Source organism: Pseudomonas sp. PDM01, assembly GCF_014852325.1.
Taxonomy (GTDB): domain Bacteria; phylum Pseudomonadota; class Gammaproteobacteria; order Pseudomonadales; family Pseudomonadaceae; genus Aquipseudomonas; species Aquipseudomonas migulae.
The window spans coordinates 27,465-42,353 of record NZ_JACVBK010000002.1 but is presented as its reverse complement, the minus strand read 5'-3'; the positions used below and the strand labels follow the sequence as shown (position 1 = coordinate 42,353).

Sequence of the window (14,889 nt, the reverse complement as noted above, 5' to 3'; positions counted from 1 at the left end):
AGGCCCTTCGCTGGCGGGCGCCGCAAACAGGCGCCGCAAGCGGATATTCACAAGGAGTTAGCTGAATGAAAAAACTACTCGTCGCGTTCGCTGCCGTTGCAGCCTTTTCTGCCCACGCCGACACCCTGACCGTTGCGGCCACCCCGGTCCCGCACGCAGAAATCCTCGAATTCGTGAAACCGGCCCTGGCCAAAGAAGGCGTGGACCTGAAGGTCAAAGTCTTCACCGATTACATTCAGCCGAACGTGCAAGTGGCGGAAAAGCGTCTGGACGCCAACTTCTTCCAGCACCAGCCGTACCTCGATGAGTTCAACAAGGCCAAGGGCACTAATCTGGTTTCCGTAGCCGGTGTGCACCTGGAACCGCTGGGCGCTTATTCCAGCAAGTACAAGGCACTGACCGAACTGCCGGGCGGCGCCACCGTGGTGATCCCGAACGATGCCACCAACGGCGGCCGCGCTTTGCTGCTGCTGGCCAAGGCTGGCCTGATCAAGTTGAAGGATTCGAACAATATCCTGTCGACCGTCAAGGACATCACCGAGAACGCCAAGGACCTGAAATTCCGCGAACTGGAAGCCGCAACCATCCCGCGCGTGCTGACCCAGGTCGACCTGGCGCTGATCAACACCAACTATGCGCTGGAAGCCAAGCTCGATCCGGCCAAGGATGCTCTGGTCATCGAAGGCAGCGACTCGCCGTACGTGAACATCCTCGTTGCCCGCCCGGACGGCAAGGACAGCGAAGACATGAAGAAACTGGTTGCCGCGCTGCACAGCCCGGAAGTGAAAGCCTTCATCCTCGAGAAGTACAAAGGCGCTGTGGTGCCGGCGTTCTGATCTGACGCTGTAACGAAAAATGGGGCGCATTCAATGCGCCCCATTTTTTTTGCCCGAAACACACGCCCCCTGTAGGAGCCAGGCTTGCCGGCGAAGGCGTCCGAGAGATCGCCTTCGCCGGCAAGCCTGGCTCCTACAAGGACGTGGGGTTTATTTACGGTTGAGCATTACGGGCAACTGCGCCACCAGCTTCGCGTTGTTCAACGGCGCCCGGATAAACCCGCGCTGTGTCCCGTCCGGCCCGATCACCGCCAGGTTGCCGCTGTGATCAACCGTGTAATTCGGTTTGCTGGTGTCCGCCGGAATAAACGGAATGCTCACCGCGTTGGCCAGTTTCTGAATGTCTTCCACCGACGTCGCCGTCAGGCCCTGGAACTGCGGATCAAAGTAGCCCAGGTATTGCTTGAGCTGCTTTGGCGTGTCGCGGTTCGGGTCGACGCTGACCAGCACGATCTGCAATTTATCCACAGCCTCCGGCGGCAATTCGCTCTTGATCTGGCGCAGTTGGGCGAGGGTGGTGGGGCAGATGTCCGGGCAGAAGGTGTAGCCGAAGAACAGCAGGCTCCACTTGTCTTTCAGCGCGTTGACCGCCACCGGTTTGCCGTCCTGATCGGTCATCGTCACGTCCGGCAGGTTACGGCTTTGCGGCAACAGGATGATCCCGGCGTCGATCAACGCGGTCGGGTCGCCCTGGCCTTTGCCGGACAGCACTTTATTGATGGTCAGGCCCAGAACCAGTGCGATCAGGGCAACAAGGATGAAGACGGTTTTCTGGGTTCGAGTCATAGGTTCAACAGTAGGTAGTGGTCTACGAGCAGCGCGATAAACAGCAGGAACAAGTAGTAAATAGAGTACTTGAACGTGTTGATCGCTGCGTGCGGTCGAGTGCCACGGTACAGCACCACGGCCCATTGCAGAAACCTTGCGCCCAGTCCCAACGCACAAATCAGGTAAAGCATGCCGCTCATGTGGATCACATACGGCATCAGGCTCACGGCCAACAGCGCGAAGGTATAGAGCAGGATGTGAATCTTGGTGTAGTGCTCGCCGTGGGTTACCGGCAGCATCGGAATGTCGGCCTTGGCGTATTCCTCTTTGCGGTGAATCGCCAGCGCCCAGAAGTGCGGCGGGGTCCAGGCGAAGATGATCAGCACCAGCAACAACGGTTCGGCGCTGATGTGGCCGGTGGCGGCGGTCCAGCCGAGCAGCGGCGGGGCGGCACCGGCGAGGCCGCCGATGACAATGTTCTGCGGCGTCGCGCGTTTGAGGAAACCGGTGTAGACCACCGCGTAACCGAGCAAGGAGGCGAGGGTCAGCCAAGCGGTCAGCGGGTTGGTGAAGGCCAGCAGCAACGCCTGGCCCAGCACCGCCAGCACCAATGCGAACGTCAGCGCCGCCGTCGGTGAGACCCGGCCTTCGGCCAAGGGGCGTTTGTGGGTTCGGGCCATCACCGCGTCGATGCGTCGGTCCACTACATGATTCACCGCCGCCGCACCGCCGGCACACAAGGCGATCCCCAGATTGCCGAACACCAGCACGGTCCATGGCACCCCGGCGCGGGTCGCGAGGAACATGCCGACCAGCGAGGTGATGAGCATCAGCACCACCACTTTCGGCTTGGTCAGCTCCAGGTAGTCACGCCAGATCGCCTGGTTGTGACGTGCGCCGATCAGAGTCGCCATGGCATCTCTCCTTTTATTGTTATGGGCCCGGCTGAATGTTTACGCGGGCTGAACCGCCAGCGTGTCGGTTGCTTGACCCGAACCAGACTGGTTCGCGCGTGATAATTGACCAGCACCATCGTCAGCAGCAACGCTGCACCGCCGGCGTTATGCGCGACGGCCACCCGCAGCGGCAGGTGGAACAGCACGTTGCTGATGCCGAGGGTGATTTGTGCGGCGAGGGCAATCAGCACCAGCCCGGCCAGGCGCGTCATGCCGACGACTTTCAGTTGCCATGCGAGGCCGAGCAGCACCACTGTCACCAACAGCGCGCCGATACGGTGAGTCAGGTGAATCGCCGTGCGAGCATCGCTGTCGAGCTGCCCGCCCAGGTAATTGGGGCCGATGTGCTGGGTCAGGTGAAAGCCGTTGGCGAAGTCCGCCGGTGGCAGCCATTGCCCGTGGCAGGTCGGGAAGTCGATGCAGGCCACCGCCGCGTAGTTGGAGCTGACCCACCCGCCGAGGGCGATTTGCAGGATGACCAGCAACAACCCGGCCGTCGCCCAGTACTGCAAGCGCCGGGGTACGGTCAGTGCAGGTAGCACGCCGGACAGGCGCAGGGTCAGGAGAAACAACAGGCTCAACGTCGCGAACCCACCGAGCAAATGCCCCGTCACCACTTGCGGCCAAAGCTTGAGCGTCACCGTCCACATGCCGAACGCTGCTTGGGCAATCACCACCGCCAACAGGAACAACGGCAGCTTCACCGGTTGCCCCGGATGACGACGATGCACCCACGCGCGACCGGCCAGCACCGAGATCAACAGCCCCAGCGTGCCGGCGAAGTAACGGTGGACCATCTCGTTCCAGCCCTTGTGCGCTTCGACGGGTGCATCGGGAAAGTGCAGTTCGGCATGCGCCAGCTGGGCTTCGCTTTTCGGCACGCTGATAAAGCCGTAGCAGCCCGGCCAGTCCGGGCAGCCGAGACCGGCGTGGGTCAGGCGGGTGTAGGCGCCGAGCAGCACCACAATCAGTGCCAGCAAGGTGGCAAACAGCGCGAGGCGAAATCCAGGTTTGGCCATGACGATGCCCTTATCCGATGTTCGACAGTTTCAGCAGATGGCGCAGGTCGTTGAGCAAGTCCTTGCCCTTCACCGTCGGGTCGTAGCGCAGCACCAGATTGCCGTGGGGGTCGATGATCCACAGGTGCGGCGTGTCATTGCTCTGAGCGCCTTTGGTGTAGGTCGGCAGGTCCAGGGAATACCGCTGCAACTGCGGGTACTCGCGTTGAAGTTTAGTCTCGTAATCGCTGTTCAGCGGCTGCGCGGTGGCGATGGCATGACTGGCGCGGGACGCATCGCGACCGAGGCCGATCTGGATCTGCCGTGCCAGATACACCAGTTGCTGACAGTCCACCGCACACGCCTTCGGTGCCGTGACCAGTAACTGCCAGCGCTCTTCCTGCGCCTGCACGCCAAGGTCGGCGCGGGTCTGGCCGTTGCCGATCAGTTCACCGTGATAGCTGCGGCCTTCCGGCACCCAGAAATTCAGTTTGTACATGCCGGTGGCGAGGATCATCGGGCCGATCACCACGAGCAGGATCAGTAACAGCTGCAAGCGACCCTTGCGCCGGTTCGCCGGCGTTTTCGCTTCAGACATGCTGGGTGGATTCATGGCCGCTCCCATGGTGTTTCTCCTTTGCGTTGTGCCAGCCGAGGTAGATAAAAAGGCCGAGCAGGGCGATCGACATGGCGAACCACTGCACGGCATAAGCGATGTGTTTTTCCGGCCCTGTAGCAACGATCGGCCAGTCGGCGCGGTAGGTCGCAAGGCTGTTTTCTGCGCGTAATTCGTAGGCAAACCCTTCACGGCCCAACGCGGACCAGAGCTTGGTCGGCTCGACCGCTGTGATCAGCTGCGGCCAGGTTGTGCTGTCCGGGTCAGCGTGTAATTGAAACGTTGCGCCGGGAGAAACGTAGACCCAGGCATCGAGACTCAATGCCTGGGCGGGTGTGGTGAATTGCGGCGGTGTGCGCCGGTCCGGCCACGGCAGCCAGCCGCGATTGACCAGCAGCCAGAGCCCGGTCGCCTGATCCTGAAACGGTTGCAGCAGCTCCACGCCAACCTTGCCGTCGCGTTGACGGTTATCCAGCAGCAGACTGTGCGCGGCGTCGAACTGGCCGTGCAGGCGAACCCGGCGAAAGGCCGGATCCTCGGTGTGTGGCAGTTCGGTGCTGGCCATCGGTTCGGCGGCGCGGCGCTCGGCGTAGGTGTGCAGCAGCGCGCTTTTCTCCGCGCCACGGCCCAGTTGCCAGAAGCCGAGCGACACCAGCAGCGGCAGCAGGAGGGCGACCACCAGCGTCGGCACGATGCCCGGCCGAAAGCGCTTCATGGCGTCGCCAGAAAGTCATTGGTCGCGATAGCTATACTCAAGTGCATCGCCTGTCCCCCGGAGTCCCACCATGCTCAAAGCAGCCATCGTCCTGATGCTGATTGCCACGGTTGTCAGCCTGTTCAGCGGCCTGTTTTTTCTGGTCAAGGACGACAGCAGCTCGAACCGCCTCGTCATTGCCTTGAGTGTCCGTGTTGCCCTGGCCGCTGTTACCGTCGGCTTGATCGCCTGGGGTTTTTTCAGCGGCCAGTTGGTCTCTACTGCGCCTTGGTAAAGCCTCAGAGCACGTAGACGAAAATGAACAGCCCGATCCAAACCACGTCCACGAAGTGCCAATACCAACTCGCTGCCTCGAAGCCGAATTGGTGCTCGTTATCGAAGTGTCCGCGCAGGATTCGCATCAGCATCACAAACAAAATGATGGTGCCGATGGTTACGTGGGCGCCGTGGAATCCGGTGAGCATGAAGAACGTCGCGCCATAGATGCCCGAACCCAGGGTCAGGCCCAGTTCGTGGTAGGCGTGGATGTACTCTTCGGCCTGGAAGCCGAGGAATGCGCAGCCCAGCAACACGGTGATCCCCAGCCAGATTTTCAACGCACCGCGATGGCCCTTTCTCAAGGCGTGGTGGGCGATGGTTATCGTGACGCTGGAACTCACCAGCAACACGGTATTGAGCAACGGCAGGCCCCAGGGACTGATGACTTCCTTCGGGGGCACAAAGAGTTTGGAGTCCGGGTTGTTCAGCAGCGGCCAGGTCCACTGGAAGGCAGGCCACAGCATGTGGGCGAGGCCTTTGGTGCCTTCGCCACCCAAGGCGGGACCGGACACATGGCGCACATAAAACAGCGCGCCGAAAAAGGCGATGAAGAACATCACCTCCGAGAAAATGAACCAGCTCATGCCCCAGCGGAACGAGCGATCCATCTGCGCGCTGTACAAACCGCTGCGACTTTCCTTGATCACCGTGCCGAACCAGCCGAACAGCATGTACGCCAGCAGCAGGCCACCGACGAAAAAGATCAACGGGCCGTGGGATTCCGGCCGCGCCGCTTTCAGATCGTTGAACCAGGTGGCCAGGCCATACACGGTGATGAACATCCCGACCGTGGCGATGATCGGCCATTTGCTTTGGGCCGGTACGTAATAGTGCTCATGAGTTGCCATTTATTGTTCTCCTTATCGGGCACGCTCAGCCGCCAGTATTTACAGCCACCGGTGGATGTCGGGCGGTGATATCGAACAGCGTGTAGGACAGCGTCAGGTGCTTCACTTCCTTGGGCATGTCGCGGTCAACGATGAAACGTACCGGCATCTCGATCCGTTGACCGGGCTGCAGCACTTGCTGGGTAAAGCAGAAACATTCGGTCTTGTGGAAATACGCCGCCGCGTTGCTCGGCGCGATGCTCGGCACCGCTTGCGCGCTCATCGGCCGGTCGGTCGGGTTGTGGGCGATGAAGATCATCTCGTTGACCGCCCCTGGGTTGGCCGTCAACTCATCGCTCTTGGGGTAGAAATCCCAGGACATGTCAGCAGAGTTGGTCGACAGAAACTGCACGCGGACCTGCCGCGAGGTATCGACGGTTTGTTCGCCTTCGTATTGCCCGGCGGTCTTGCCGTTGATGCCGAACGCCTTGCACATCACGTCGTAGATCGGCACCAGGGCAAAGCCGAAGACAAACATCGCCACCACCACCAGCAACAGGCGGGTGACCAGTTTTTTCATCGAAACAGAATCAGCCATGATTCAAACCCTCAACACCGAACCCTGTAGGAGCCGGCTTACTGGCGATGCAAACACCGCGGTGCGTCAGGCGCACCGCGTAATCGTTCATCGCCAGCAAGCCGGCTCCTACAGGAGCGAGGTGTTTCATTTCACTTCCGGCGGCGTGGTGAACGTGTGATACGGCGCCGGTGACGGGATGCTCCACTCCAGGCCTTCCGCGCCATCCCACGGTTTGGCCGGTGCTGGTGGGCCGCCACGGATGGTCTTGATCACGATGAACAGGAAGAAAATCTGCGTGGCGCCGAACATGAACGCACCGATCGACGACACCATGTTGAAGTCAGCGAATTGCAGGTTGTAGTCCGGAATCCGCCGCGGCATGCCTGCCAGCCCCACGAAGTGCATCGGGAAGAAGGCCATGTTCATGCCGATGAACGACAGCCAGAAGTGCAGCTTGCCGAGGGTTTCGTCGTACATGTGGCCGGTCCATTTCGGCATCCAGTAGTAGGCCGACGCGAAGATCCCGAAGATCGCCCCCGGCACCAGTACGTAGTGGAAGTGCGCGACCACGAAGTAGGTGTCCTGGTACTGGAAGTCCGCCGGGGCGATGGCCAGCATCAACCCGGAGAAGCCGCCGATGGAGAACAGGATCACGAACGCCACGGCAAACAGCATCGGTGTCTCGAAGGTCAGCGAGCCTTGCCACATGGTGCTGGCCCAGTTGAACACCTTCACCCCGGTCGGCACCGCGATCAGCAGCGTGGCGTACATGAAGAACAGCTCGCCCACCAGCGGAATGCCCACCACGAACATGTGGTGTGCCCAGACGATAAAGGACAGGAACGCAATAGATGCCGTGGCATAGACCATCGAGGTGTAGCCGAACAGCGGCTTGCGCGAAAATGCCGGGATGATCGAGCTGACGGCACCGAAGGCCGGCAGGATCATGATGTACACCTCCGGGTGACCGAAGAACCAGAACACATGCTGGAACAACACCGGATCACCGCCACCGGCAGCACTGAAGAAGCTGGTGCCGAAGTGGATGTCCATCAGCATCATCGTCACGCAACCGGCCAGTACCGGCATCACCGCGATCAGCAGGAACGCGGTGATCAGCCAGGTCCAGACGAACAGCGGCATTTTCATCAACGTCATGCCGGGGGCGCGCAGGTTGAGGATGGTGGCGATCACGTTGATCGCACCCATGATCGAACTGATCCCCATCAAGTGGATGGCGAAGATGAAGAACGTCACGCTTTCCGGCGCATAGGTCGTGGATAGCGGCGCGTAGAACGTCCAGCCGAAGTTGGGGCCGCCACCGGGGGTGAACAGGGTCGACACCAACAGCAGGAACGCCGCCGGCAGCAGCCAGAAGCTGAAGTTGTTCATCCGCGGCAGCGCCATGTCTGGCGCGCCGATCATCAGCGGGACCATCCAGTTGGCGAGGCCGACGAAGGCCGGCATCACCGCACCGAAGACCATCACCAGACCGTGCATGGTGGTCATCTGGTTGAAGAACTCCGGCTGGACGATCTGCAACCCCGGCTGGAACAGTTCGGCGCGAATCACCATCGCGAACGAACCGCCCAAGAGGAACATGGAGAACGCAAACCACAGGTACAGCGTGCCGATATCCTTGTGGTTGGTGGTCAGCACCCAGCGCATCAGGCCTTTGGCAGGGCCATGGGCGTGCTCGGTATGGGTATGGACAGGGTCATCGATGACAGCCGTCATTTCATGTCTCCTGCAAACAGAGAGGCTGGGCGGGCCGGGGCGCAGAGCCCCGACCGGTTGCTGGTGTACGCAATAGACCGGGTCATTTGCTTTCCGCCTGTTTCAGCTCCAGCACTTCTTTAGGCGTGACCATGTCGCCCTTGTTATTGCCCCAGGCGTTACGTTCGTAGGTCACGACCGCTGCGATATCGACTTCCGACAGCTGCTTGCCGAACGCCGCCATGGCGGTGCCAGGCTTGCCGTGGAAGACAATGCCCAAGTGATCCTTGATCGGTCCGGTGGCGATTTTCGAGCCCTTGAGCGCCGGGAACATCGGCGGCAGGCCCTGGCCTTCGGCCTGGTGACAGGCCACGCAAGTGGTGTGATAGACCTTGTCGCCGCGCTCCTTGAGCTCGTCGAGGGTCCATTCCTTGCTGGTCAGTTCTTTGAGTTGCGCAGCTTCTGCCTTGCGCTCGCCCAGCCATTTTTCGTAATCGGCCTTTTCCTTGACCTCGACCACGATCGGCATGAAGCCGTGGTCCTTGCCGCACAACTCGGCGCACTGGCCACGATAGAGACCGGGCTTGTCGACGCGGGTCCAGGCTTCGTTGACGAACCCCGGGATCGCATCGCGCTTGACCGCGAAGGCTGGCACCCACCAGGAGTGGATGACGTCGGCGGAGGTCACCAGGAAGCGCACCTTGGCGCCGATCGGCAGCACCAGCGGCTTGTCGACCTCGAGCAAGTAGTGCTCGCCCTTGGCTTCCTTGTTGTGGATCTGGTCGGCGGGAGTGGCCAGGTTGCTGAAGAACTCGACGTCCTGGCCCAGGTATTTGTAGTGCCACTTCCACTGATAGCCGGTGACCTGGATATCGATATCCGGCTCACTGGCGTCGTACATCTTGATCAGGGTCGCTGTCGCCGGTACCGCCATGGCCACCAAAATGATGAAGGGCACGATGGTCCAGAGGATTTCGACGGTAGTGCTTTCATGAAACTTGGCGGCCACCTGCCCGGTCGAGCGGCGGTGGAGGATCATCGACCAGAACATGGCGCCGAAGACGATGATGCCGATCACTACACAGATCCAGAAAATGGTCATGTGCAGGTCAAATACTGCGTGACTGATTTCAGTCGCTCCCGGCGCCATATTCACAGTCCAGGCCGCTTGTGCCTGACTGAAAATCGACCACAACAGGAGGCCCATCCAGACGTGTGGATGTCGCATCATTGCGGGTTCCCCTTATCGTTCTTGTTATCCCGCCGGCTTTCACCTGCGGCAAGGGAGCGGCATTTTCAGACTACGAACTTGAATCGCCGGGTCTTGCTGCGTGTGCAGTCGGACGTCATCAGCTAACTCCATTCCAACCCGAGTATAGACAGCGACTGCTACCTCGCAATGTGAGGGCGTAAATCATCTGAAACAGCTGGGACTTGCGTTCTAGGTCACGAATGGAGAAGGATGCAGAGGAGTGGTGGCACATCGATATAACTTTGACGTCTCAAGGATGAAATATTTATGACAAATGCGTCTTAGCAGATTTTGGATGCCAGCTAAGTTATGTCTTCCCTATTTCATTGCCTTTGTTTCCTGGAGTTTTCATGAACACCGCCGCATTGCGCGAGCAGATCCAAAAAGCCCAACAACATGAAGCCGAGACCGGCCTGCTGACACGTCAGCTGGAAAGCAAACTGCCTCATCTACACCCATCGATCCAACTGCCGGAGGCGGATGCCAATGGCGTGCTGACGCGTTTTGTAGCCGCCTATATCGATGAAGTTCCTGATCTGCTGGATGCAGCCAATGAAGTCGCCAGGGAAGCGGGTATCGAGTCACAGATCAAACCGGTGCTGAAAATTGCCGAGCAATACTTCCTTCAGCCGCCAGAAATCATGGCAGGGCACGTCGGACTGGACAGCCTGCTGGACGAGGCCTATCTGGCGCATCGGTTTGTCGAAGAGGTCAACGACCTGTACATCAAGCATTTTGGCCAGCCACTGATCCCCTTGGACATGACTGTCGCCAACCTGATCGCTCACCAACTGATCGGTGAGGAATTTGCCAACCAACTGGATGAAGTGGTGCACCACGCGGTGGATAACATGCTCGACGATGAAAGCTTTGCGCTGGAATCGGTCGAAGCCTACCGCGCGAAGCTCAGCAGCCCGGATACCGGCGCTGCGTGGAAACGCTGGCCATGCATGTCGCGCCGGCTGGGGGTAGGTCTCGAACTGGACCAACCCGCCGCCTAAACACCCCTCCTGTAGGAGCCGGCTTGCTGGCGATGAACGATAACGCGGTGTCACATGACACCGCGGCGCTCCCATCGCCAGCAAGCCGGCTCCTACAAAGGTTAGGCGGTGGAGCCTACTCCGGTGGTGGTCCGCAACCGCCCTTCCAGCCTGCGCTTCAACCCCCGCGCCTCAATCCGCAGCGTCGAACCCTTGGCCGCATTGGCCCGCCCCCATTCCTCAAGCAATTCCAGGCACGAATGATCGATGTAGCTCAGGTTATTGAGCGGCACATGCACCGTCGCGCCGGCGGGGATGGTCCCCAGCACCTGAGTCAGTGCCGGCACCTTGAGAAAGGTCGCCGCCCCGATCAGTCGCAATTCCATCTCACCGTCCTTGGGCAGATCGATCAGGCTGATTTTCAACCGTGAGGCCTTCCACGCCAGTTTCGCCAGCGTCAGACCGAAGCCGATCAGCACGCCCGTCAACAGATCGGTAAAGATGATCGCCAGCGCTGTCGCCGCGTAAGTGAACATCGGCATCCGGCCGTATCGGCCCAGGCTGCGAAAGGCTTTCAGGTCCACCAATTTGAAACCTGTGTAAACCAACACACCCGCCAGGCTCGCCACGGGAATGCTTTGCAGCACGCTCGACAGCAGCAACACGAACGCCAGCAACCACAGGCCATGGAATATCGTCGACATTCGGGTGGTGGCGCCGGCCTGCACGTTGGCCGAACTGCGCACGATCACGCCGGTCATCGGCAGCGCACCAAGCAGGCCGCAGAGCATGTTGCCCACACCCTGAGCCGACAATTCCCGGTCAAAGTCCGAGCGTTGACCGCTGTGCATGCGGTCTACCGCTGCGGCCGACAGCAGGGTTTCGGCACTGGCGATGAAGGCCACGGCGAAAGCGGCGATCAGCAGGGTCGGGTCGGCCAGGTTGAGCAAGTCTTCCGGTTTCAGCCAGTCGATGGCTTCCGCCAGATTGGCCGGGACTTCCACCCGTTTGACCTGCAAGGCGAGCATCAGGCTGGCAACAGTCGCCAGACCTACGCCCAGTAATGCTCCCGGAATGAAGCGCAGGGAATGTGGGCGGAGTTTTTCCCACAACCACATCACCGCTATGGTTGCGAGCCCGAGCAAACCGGCTTGCCATCCAAAAGAAGGCAAGGCTTGAGCCACGGCAGCGGGGAAGGCGGCCAGGTTATCCAGCCCGGAAGGTTTCGGCACCGAGTCGAGCATCACATGCACCTGTGATAACACGATCAACACGCCAATCCCGGCCAGCATGCCGTAGACCACCGCCGGCGCCGTCACTCGAAACCAGCAGCCCAGCTTCAAGCGCCCGGCCACCAGTTGCAGGAAACCCGCCAGTAGCAGGATCGGCCCAAGCATGGCGATGCCGTGCTGGCGCACCAGTTCGAATACCAGAACGGCCAACCCGGCCGCCGGGCCACTGACTTGCAGTGGCGAACCGGCAAGCCAGCCCACCACCAGGCCGCCAACGATCCCGGTGATCAGGCCTTTGGCGGGTGGCAGGCCCGAGGCGATGGCGATGCCCATGCACAAGGGCAGGGCGACCAGAAACACGACCACTGAAGCGAGCAGCTCCCGTGGCAGAACAGCTTTGAGTTGCGCTGCACGCATGGTGATTCTCCCGAAGTTTTCTTCAGGCATGGCAAGGCCGGACCGCTGAAACAGCGGCCGGGGTCAAACCACACAGATTTTTAGGAAGATTTAGAAGCGCGCTTTGGGCGTCGCCACTGGTATCGGATGGCTGCCATCGAGCGGCAGGAAACGACCCTGATCGGCGTCATAAGCTTTGATGGCGCTGGTCTCGATGTCGTAGACCCAGCCATGGATGAACAGATGACCGTTCGCCATGCGCGAGGCTACCGAGGGGTGGGTACGCAAGTGTTGCAATTGGGCGATGACATTCTCTTCGGTGAGGATGTGCATGGTCTCGTTTTCGTCGGTGCAGTTGCAGTTGTCGTGCACCATGGTTTTCGCGACTTCCGCATGCCGCAGCCAGGCTTTGACCGTGGGCATCTTTTCCAGGCTGTCGGGATTGAGCACCGCACGCATCGCGCCACAATCGGAGTGGCCGCAGATGATGATGTGTTGCACGCCCAGCGCCAGCACCGCGTACTCGATGGCCGTGGATACGCCACCGTTCATCTGGCCGTAAGGCGGTACGACGTTGCCCACGTTGCGGGTCACGAACAGATCGCCCGGCGAACTGTGGGTGATCAGTTCGGGCACGATGCGTGAGTCGGCGCAGGTAATGAACATCGCCCTTGGCTGTTGAGCCGTGGCGAGTTTTTTGAAGAGCTCTTCCTGCTGCGGAAAGATCTCATGATGAAAATGCAAAAAGCCGTCAACAATATGCTTCAACGCTGCATCGGCGGTTTCTGCCTCGGTTTGGGCTGAAGCCGACGCAGCCAACGGCTGTTTATCCTTGTCACTCATGAATTCATCCTCATTGGCGGAGTCAGGGAATTTTCCCGTTTTGTCCGGTGTGAAGCCAGTGGCTGTATAAAAAACATCCAGGCCGGAAATCTCGACCCGTCAGTCACTCGATGAACAAGGTAGCGGCCGAATCTTAACTCAAACTGAATGAACCGCTCTAGAACGTGTGTTCCAGATCACAAAAAACGTGACCAGCCTAAATGCGCCGCACGTTTTCCATTACTCACCATAGGCCAATTGTCCTTAAATCAGCGACATCTGGCGACCCGGCGGACAGAAGGCTTCGCAATCCAGATTGAAACCTTCCCGCTGATTGAGCCCCAGGCGTTTGATGGTTTTGGCAAAGCGTTGCGCCAGCAGGTCGGCAAATGGACCTTCGCCCCGCATCCGGCTGCCAAACCGACTGTCGTAGAGCTCGCCACCACGGCTCTGGCGGATCAGGCTCAACACATGGGCCGCCCGCTGAGGATAATGGGCCGCCAGCCATTCTTCGAACAGCGGCGCCACTTCCAGTGGCAGGCGCAGCATCATGTAGGCCGCACTTTGCGCGCCGGCCGCCTGTGCCTCGGTCAACAGGCTTTCGAGCTCGCTGTCGTTGATCATCGGAATCATCGGCGAACACAACACCCCCACCGGAATCCCGGCTTCACGCATCACCCGGATCGCCCGGAGACGGGCCTTGGGCGCTGCGGCACGCGGTTCGAGGATGCGTTTGAGTTCATCGTCCAGCGTGGTGAGGCTGATCATCACCGCCACCAGCCTTTGCTCGGCAAGTTCGGCCAGCAGGTCCAGGTCGCGAAGAATCAGCGAGCCTTTGGTGATGATGGTCACCGGGTGACGGTAACGCAGCAGCACCTCCAGGGTTTTGCGGGTGATTTTGTGTTCGCGTTCGATCGGTTGATAAGGATCCGTGTTGGAGCCCAGGTTGATCGGCGCGCATTGATAGCCGCGTTTGGACAGCTGTTCTTCCAGCACATCGGCGGCGTTGGTCTTGGCGATCAATCGGGTTTCGAAATCCAGCCCCGGCGACATGTCCCAATAGGCGTGGCTGGGCCGTGCGTAGCAATAAATGCAGCCATGCTCGCAACCGCGATAGGGATTGATCGAGCGATCGAAGGGCAGATCCGGCGAGTTGTTGCGGGTGATGATGGTTTTAGCGGTCTCGATGCGCACCTCGGTGCCCTGGGTCATCGGCGCCTCCTGATACCAGCCATCGTCCTCCGCCACCGAGCGGTTTGGCGCGAAGCGGTTGTGCGGGTTGGTGGCGGTGCCGCGACCGCGGGGTGGCAAGGGAGTGCTCATCGGACAATACTCGTAGCTGTATGTGCATACAGTATCGAAGGTTGAGCGACCCGGCCAGTGCCGTTTGGCGCTCTGGCAAAGCAGGATGGCCATTTATTGTGGAATTGATTGACAAGTACAACTTGGCGCAACGCCGGGAAACAAATATCGAATAGCCCCGACGCTAACTTGATAAGTAGTATTCGCTTCGCACGAAGTTCCGTGTATTTACTTATTAAATGGAATTAATAAATGTCGTTATTTAATCAACGCGGTATCTTTTTACAATTGCTGGCGCCGAGTATTGCCAACCCGCGGGAAGCGCAGGTATCGATGCAACTGGCTCGCAAGGAGCTGGGGTGGGACGCCGTGAATGAGCTGTCGACCGAGGCCCTGGTGGATTCAGCCTACGTGACGGCGGTCTCCAATGATGGTGGCCGGTCCTTCACTATCAAAGCAGTCAATAGCGATGTGGACGGTGACGGCGATATCGACAGTGATGACAAGGAGAAACTGTTGGCCTTGGCGAAAGCGTATTCCAGTATCGTCAATCCTTAAGCCTGTTATTTAACTAA

16 protein-coding genes are annotated in these 14,889 nt (G+C 59.8%); 4 read left to right on the top strand and 12 right to left on the bottom strand.

Translation table 11 applies throughout. From position 1 onward, the window contains the following. Positions 1-65: 65 nt before the first annotated feature. Entirely contained in the window at positions 66-836 is a 771-nt protein-coding gene (locus IB246_RS04750; protein WP_008044697.1) for a MetQ/NlpA family ABC transporter substrate-binding protein, read from the top strand. Between the two features lie 150 nt (positions 837-986). Here IB246_RS04750 and IB246_RS04745 read toward each other — a convergent pair whose 3' ends face one another. From IB246_RS04745 to IB246_RS04725, 5 genes are read right to left on the bottom strand one after another with little or no spacing between them, the layout of a single operon-like run. Further along, positions 987-1,622, bottom strand: coding sequence for an SCO family protein (locus tag IB246_RS04745; protein WP_008027684.1), 636 nt, complete (start codon positions 1,620-1,622; stop codon positions 987-989). Then, positions 1,619-2,518 carry a heme o synthase gene (cyoE, locus tag IB246_RS04740; RefSeq protein WP_008027686.1) on the bottom strand — a complete coding sequence of 300 codons (900 nt, stop codon included), beginning with the start codon at positions 2,516-2,518 and terminating at the stop codon, positions 1,619-1,621. Before cyoE ends, IB246_RS04745 begins: the two co-directional genes overlap by 4 nt. Next, positions 2,506-3,579: a COX15/CtaA family protein gene (locus IB246_RS04735; RefSeq protein ID WP_008044694.1), complete on the bottom strand. Its 1,074-nt coding sequence runs from the start codon at positions 3,577-3,579 to the stop codon at positions 2,506-2,508. Before IB246_RS04735 ends, cyoE begins: the two co-directional genes overlap by 13 nt. A 10-nt stretch (positions 3,580-3,589) precedes the next feature. Continuing rightward, positions 3,590-4,183, bottom strand: a complete 594-nt coding sequence (locus tag IB246_RS04730) for a hypothetical protein (RefSeq protein WP_008027689.1) — start codon at positions 4,181-4,183, stop codon at positions 3,590-3,592. Beyond that, on the bottom strand, positions 4,149-4,889 hold the full coding sequence (locus IB246_RS04725; protein ID WP_008044693.1) for an SURF1 family protein: 741 nt from the start codon (positions 4,887-4,889) through the stop codon (positions 4,149-4,151). The genes IB246_RS04730 and IB246_RS04725 overlap by 35 nt, the downstream gene beginning before the upstream one ends. 70 nt (positions 4,890-4,959) lie before the next feature. Here IB246_RS04725 and IB246_RS04720 point away from each other — a divergent pair, with 70 nt between their 5' ends. Further along, positions 4,960-5,163, top strand: coding sequence for a twin transmembrane helix small protein (locus tag IB246_RS04720; RefSeq protein ID WP_008027692.1), 204 nt, complete (start codon positions 4,960-4,962; stop codon positions 5,161-5,163). 4 nt (positions 5,164-5,167) lie between these two features. On the opposite strand, the gene IB246_RS04715 is transcribed toward IB246_RS04720, so the two are convergent. The 4 genes from IB246_RS04715 to coxB all read right to left on the bottom strand — a co-directional run bounded on the left by IB246_RS04715 (position 5,168) and on the right by coxB (position 9,561). Next, on the bottom strand, positions 5,168-6,055 hold the full coding sequence (locus IB246_RS04715) for a cytochrome c oxidase subunit 3 (protein WP_008044692.1): 888 nt from the start codon (positions 6,053-6,055) through the stop codon (positions 5,168-5,170). Positions 6,056-6,080: 25 nt separating this feature from the next. Beyond that, the gene (locus tag IB246_RS04710) at positions 6,081-6,632 is read right to left on the bottom strand and encodes a cytochrome c oxidase assembly protein (RefSeq protein ID WP_008027696.1); all 552 of its coding nucleotides are present in this window, start codon (positions 6,630-6,632) and stop codon (positions 6,081-6,083) included. Between the two features lie 126 nt (positions 6,633-6,758). Continuing rightward, positions 6,759-8,351, bottom strand: coding sequence for a cytochrome c oxidase subunit I (ctaD, locus tag IB246_RS04705; protein ID WP_008044690.1), 1,593 nt, complete (start codon positions 8,349-8,351; stop codon positions 6,759-6,761). Positions 8,352-8,433: 82 nt separating this feature from the next. Further along, positions 8,434-9,561: a cytochrome c oxidase subunit II gene (gene coxB / locus IB246_RS04700; protein WP_008027701.1), complete on the bottom strand. Its 1,128-nt coding sequence runs from the start codon at positions 9,559-9,561 to the stop codon at positions 8,434-8,436. A 371-nt stretch (positions 9,562-9,932) separates the two neighbouring features. On the opposite strand from coxB, the gene IB246_RS04695 reads away from it, so the two are divergent. Further along, positions 9,933-10,583, top strand: coding sequence for a hypothetical protein (locus IB246_RS04695; RefSeq protein ID WP_008027703.1), 651 nt, complete (start codon positions 9,933-9,935; stop codon positions 10,581-10,583). Between the two features lie 101 nt (positions 10,584-10,684). Here IB246_RS04695 and IB246_RS04690 read toward each other — a convergent pair whose 3' ends face one another. The 3 genes from IB246_RS04690 to IB246_RS04680 form a co-directional block, all read right to left on the bottom strand. Further along, on the bottom strand, positions 10,685-12,211 hold the full coding sequence (locus tag IB246_RS04690; protein ID WP_008044689.1) for a SulP family inorganic anion transporter: 1,527 nt from the start codon (positions 12,209-12,211) through the stop codon (positions 10,685-10,687). Between the two features lie 90 nt (positions 12,212-12,301). Beyond that, on the bottom strand, positions 12,302-13,033 hold the full coding sequence (locus IB246_RS04685; protein WP_008044681.1) for a carbonic anhydrase: 732 nt from the start codon (positions 13,031-13,033) through the stop codon (positions 12,302-12,304). 243 nt (positions 13,034-13,276) lie between these two features. Beyond that, positions 13,277-14,335, bottom strand: coding sequence for a PA0069 family radical SAM protein (locus IB246_RS04680; protein ID WP_008027708.1), 1,059 nt, complete (start codon positions 14,333-14,335; stop codon positions 13,277-13,279). Positions 14,336-14,566: 231 nt separating this feature from the next. Here IB246_RS04680 and IB246_RS04675 point away from each other — a divergent pair, with 231 nt between their 5' ends. Beyond that, positions 14,567-14,872, top strand: coding sequence for a hypothetical protein (locus IB246_RS04675; RefSeq protein ID WP_008044679.1), 306 nt, complete (start codon positions 14,567-14,569; stop codon positions 14,870-14,872). The last annotated feature ends 17 nt before the right edge of the window (positions 14,873-14,889 follow it).

Excerpts from the sequence above, each read along its gene's own strand:
- IB246_RS04750 (WP_008044697.1), top strand. The coding sequence starts at position 66 with ATGAAAAAACTACTCGTCGCGTTCGCTGCCGTTGCAGCCTTTTCTGCC.
- IB246_RS04745 (WP_008027684.1), bottom strand. The coding sequence starts at position 1,622 with ATGACTCGAACCCAGAAAACCGTCTTCATCCTTGTTGCCCTGATCGCA.
- cyoE (WP_008027686.1), bottom strand. The coding sequence starts at position 2,518 with ATGGCGACTCTGATCGGCGCACGTCACAACCAGGCGATCTGGCGTGAC.
- IB246_RS04735 (WP_008044694.1), bottom strand. The coding sequence starts at position 3,579 with ATGGCCAAACCTGGATTTCGCCTCGCGCTGTTTGCCACCTTGCTGGCA.
- IB246_RS04730 (WP_008027689.1), bottom strand. The coding sequence starts at position 4,183 with ATGGGAGCGGCCATGAATCCACCCAGCATGTCTGAAGCGAAAACGCCG.
- IB246_RS04725 (WP_008044693.1), bottom strand. The coding sequence starts at position 4,889 with ATGAAGCGCTTTCGGCCGGGCATCGTGCCGACGCTGGTGGTCGCCCTC.
- IB246_RS04720 (WP_008027692.1), top strand. The coding sequence starts at position 4,960 with ATGCTCAAAGCAGCCATCGTCCTGATGCTGATTGCCACGGTTGTCAGC.
- IB246_RS04715 (WP_008044692.1), bottom strand. The coding sequence starts at position 6,055 with ATGGCAACTCATGAGCACTATTACGTACCGGCCCAAAGCAAATGGCCG.
- IB246_RS04710 (WP_008027696.1), bottom strand. The coding sequence starts at position 6,632 with ATGGCTGATTCTGTTTCGATGAAAAAACTGGTCACCCGCCTGTTGCTG.
- ctaD (WP_008044690.1), bottom strand. The coding sequence starts at position 8,351 with ATGACGGCTGTCATCGATGACCCTGTCCATACCCATACCGAGCACGCC.
- coxB (WP_008027701.1), bottom strand. The coding sequence starts at position 9,561 with ATGATGCGACATCCACACGTCTGGATGGGCCTCCTGTTGTGGTCGATT.
- IB246_RS04695 (WP_008027703.1), top strand. The coding sequence starts at position 9,933 with ATGAACACCGCCGCATTGCGCGAGCAGATCCAAAAAGCCCAACAACAT.
- IB246_RS04690 (WP_008044689.1), bottom strand. The coding sequence starts at position 12,211 with ATGCGTGCAGCGCAACTCAAAGCTGTTCTGCCACGGGAGCTGCTCGCT.
- IB246_RS04685 (WP_008044681.1), bottom strand. The coding sequence starts at position 13,033 with ATGAGTGACAAGGATAAACAGCCGTTGGCTGCGTCGGCTTCAGCCCAA.
- IB246_RS04680 (WP_008027708.1), bottom strand. The coding sequence starts at position 14,335 with ATGAGCACTCCCTTGCCACCCCGCGGTCGCGGCACCGCCACCAACCCG.
- IB246_RS04675 (WP_008044679.1), top strand. The coding sequence starts at position 14,567 with ATGTCGTTATTTAATCAACGCGGTATCTTTTTACAATTGCTGGCGCCG.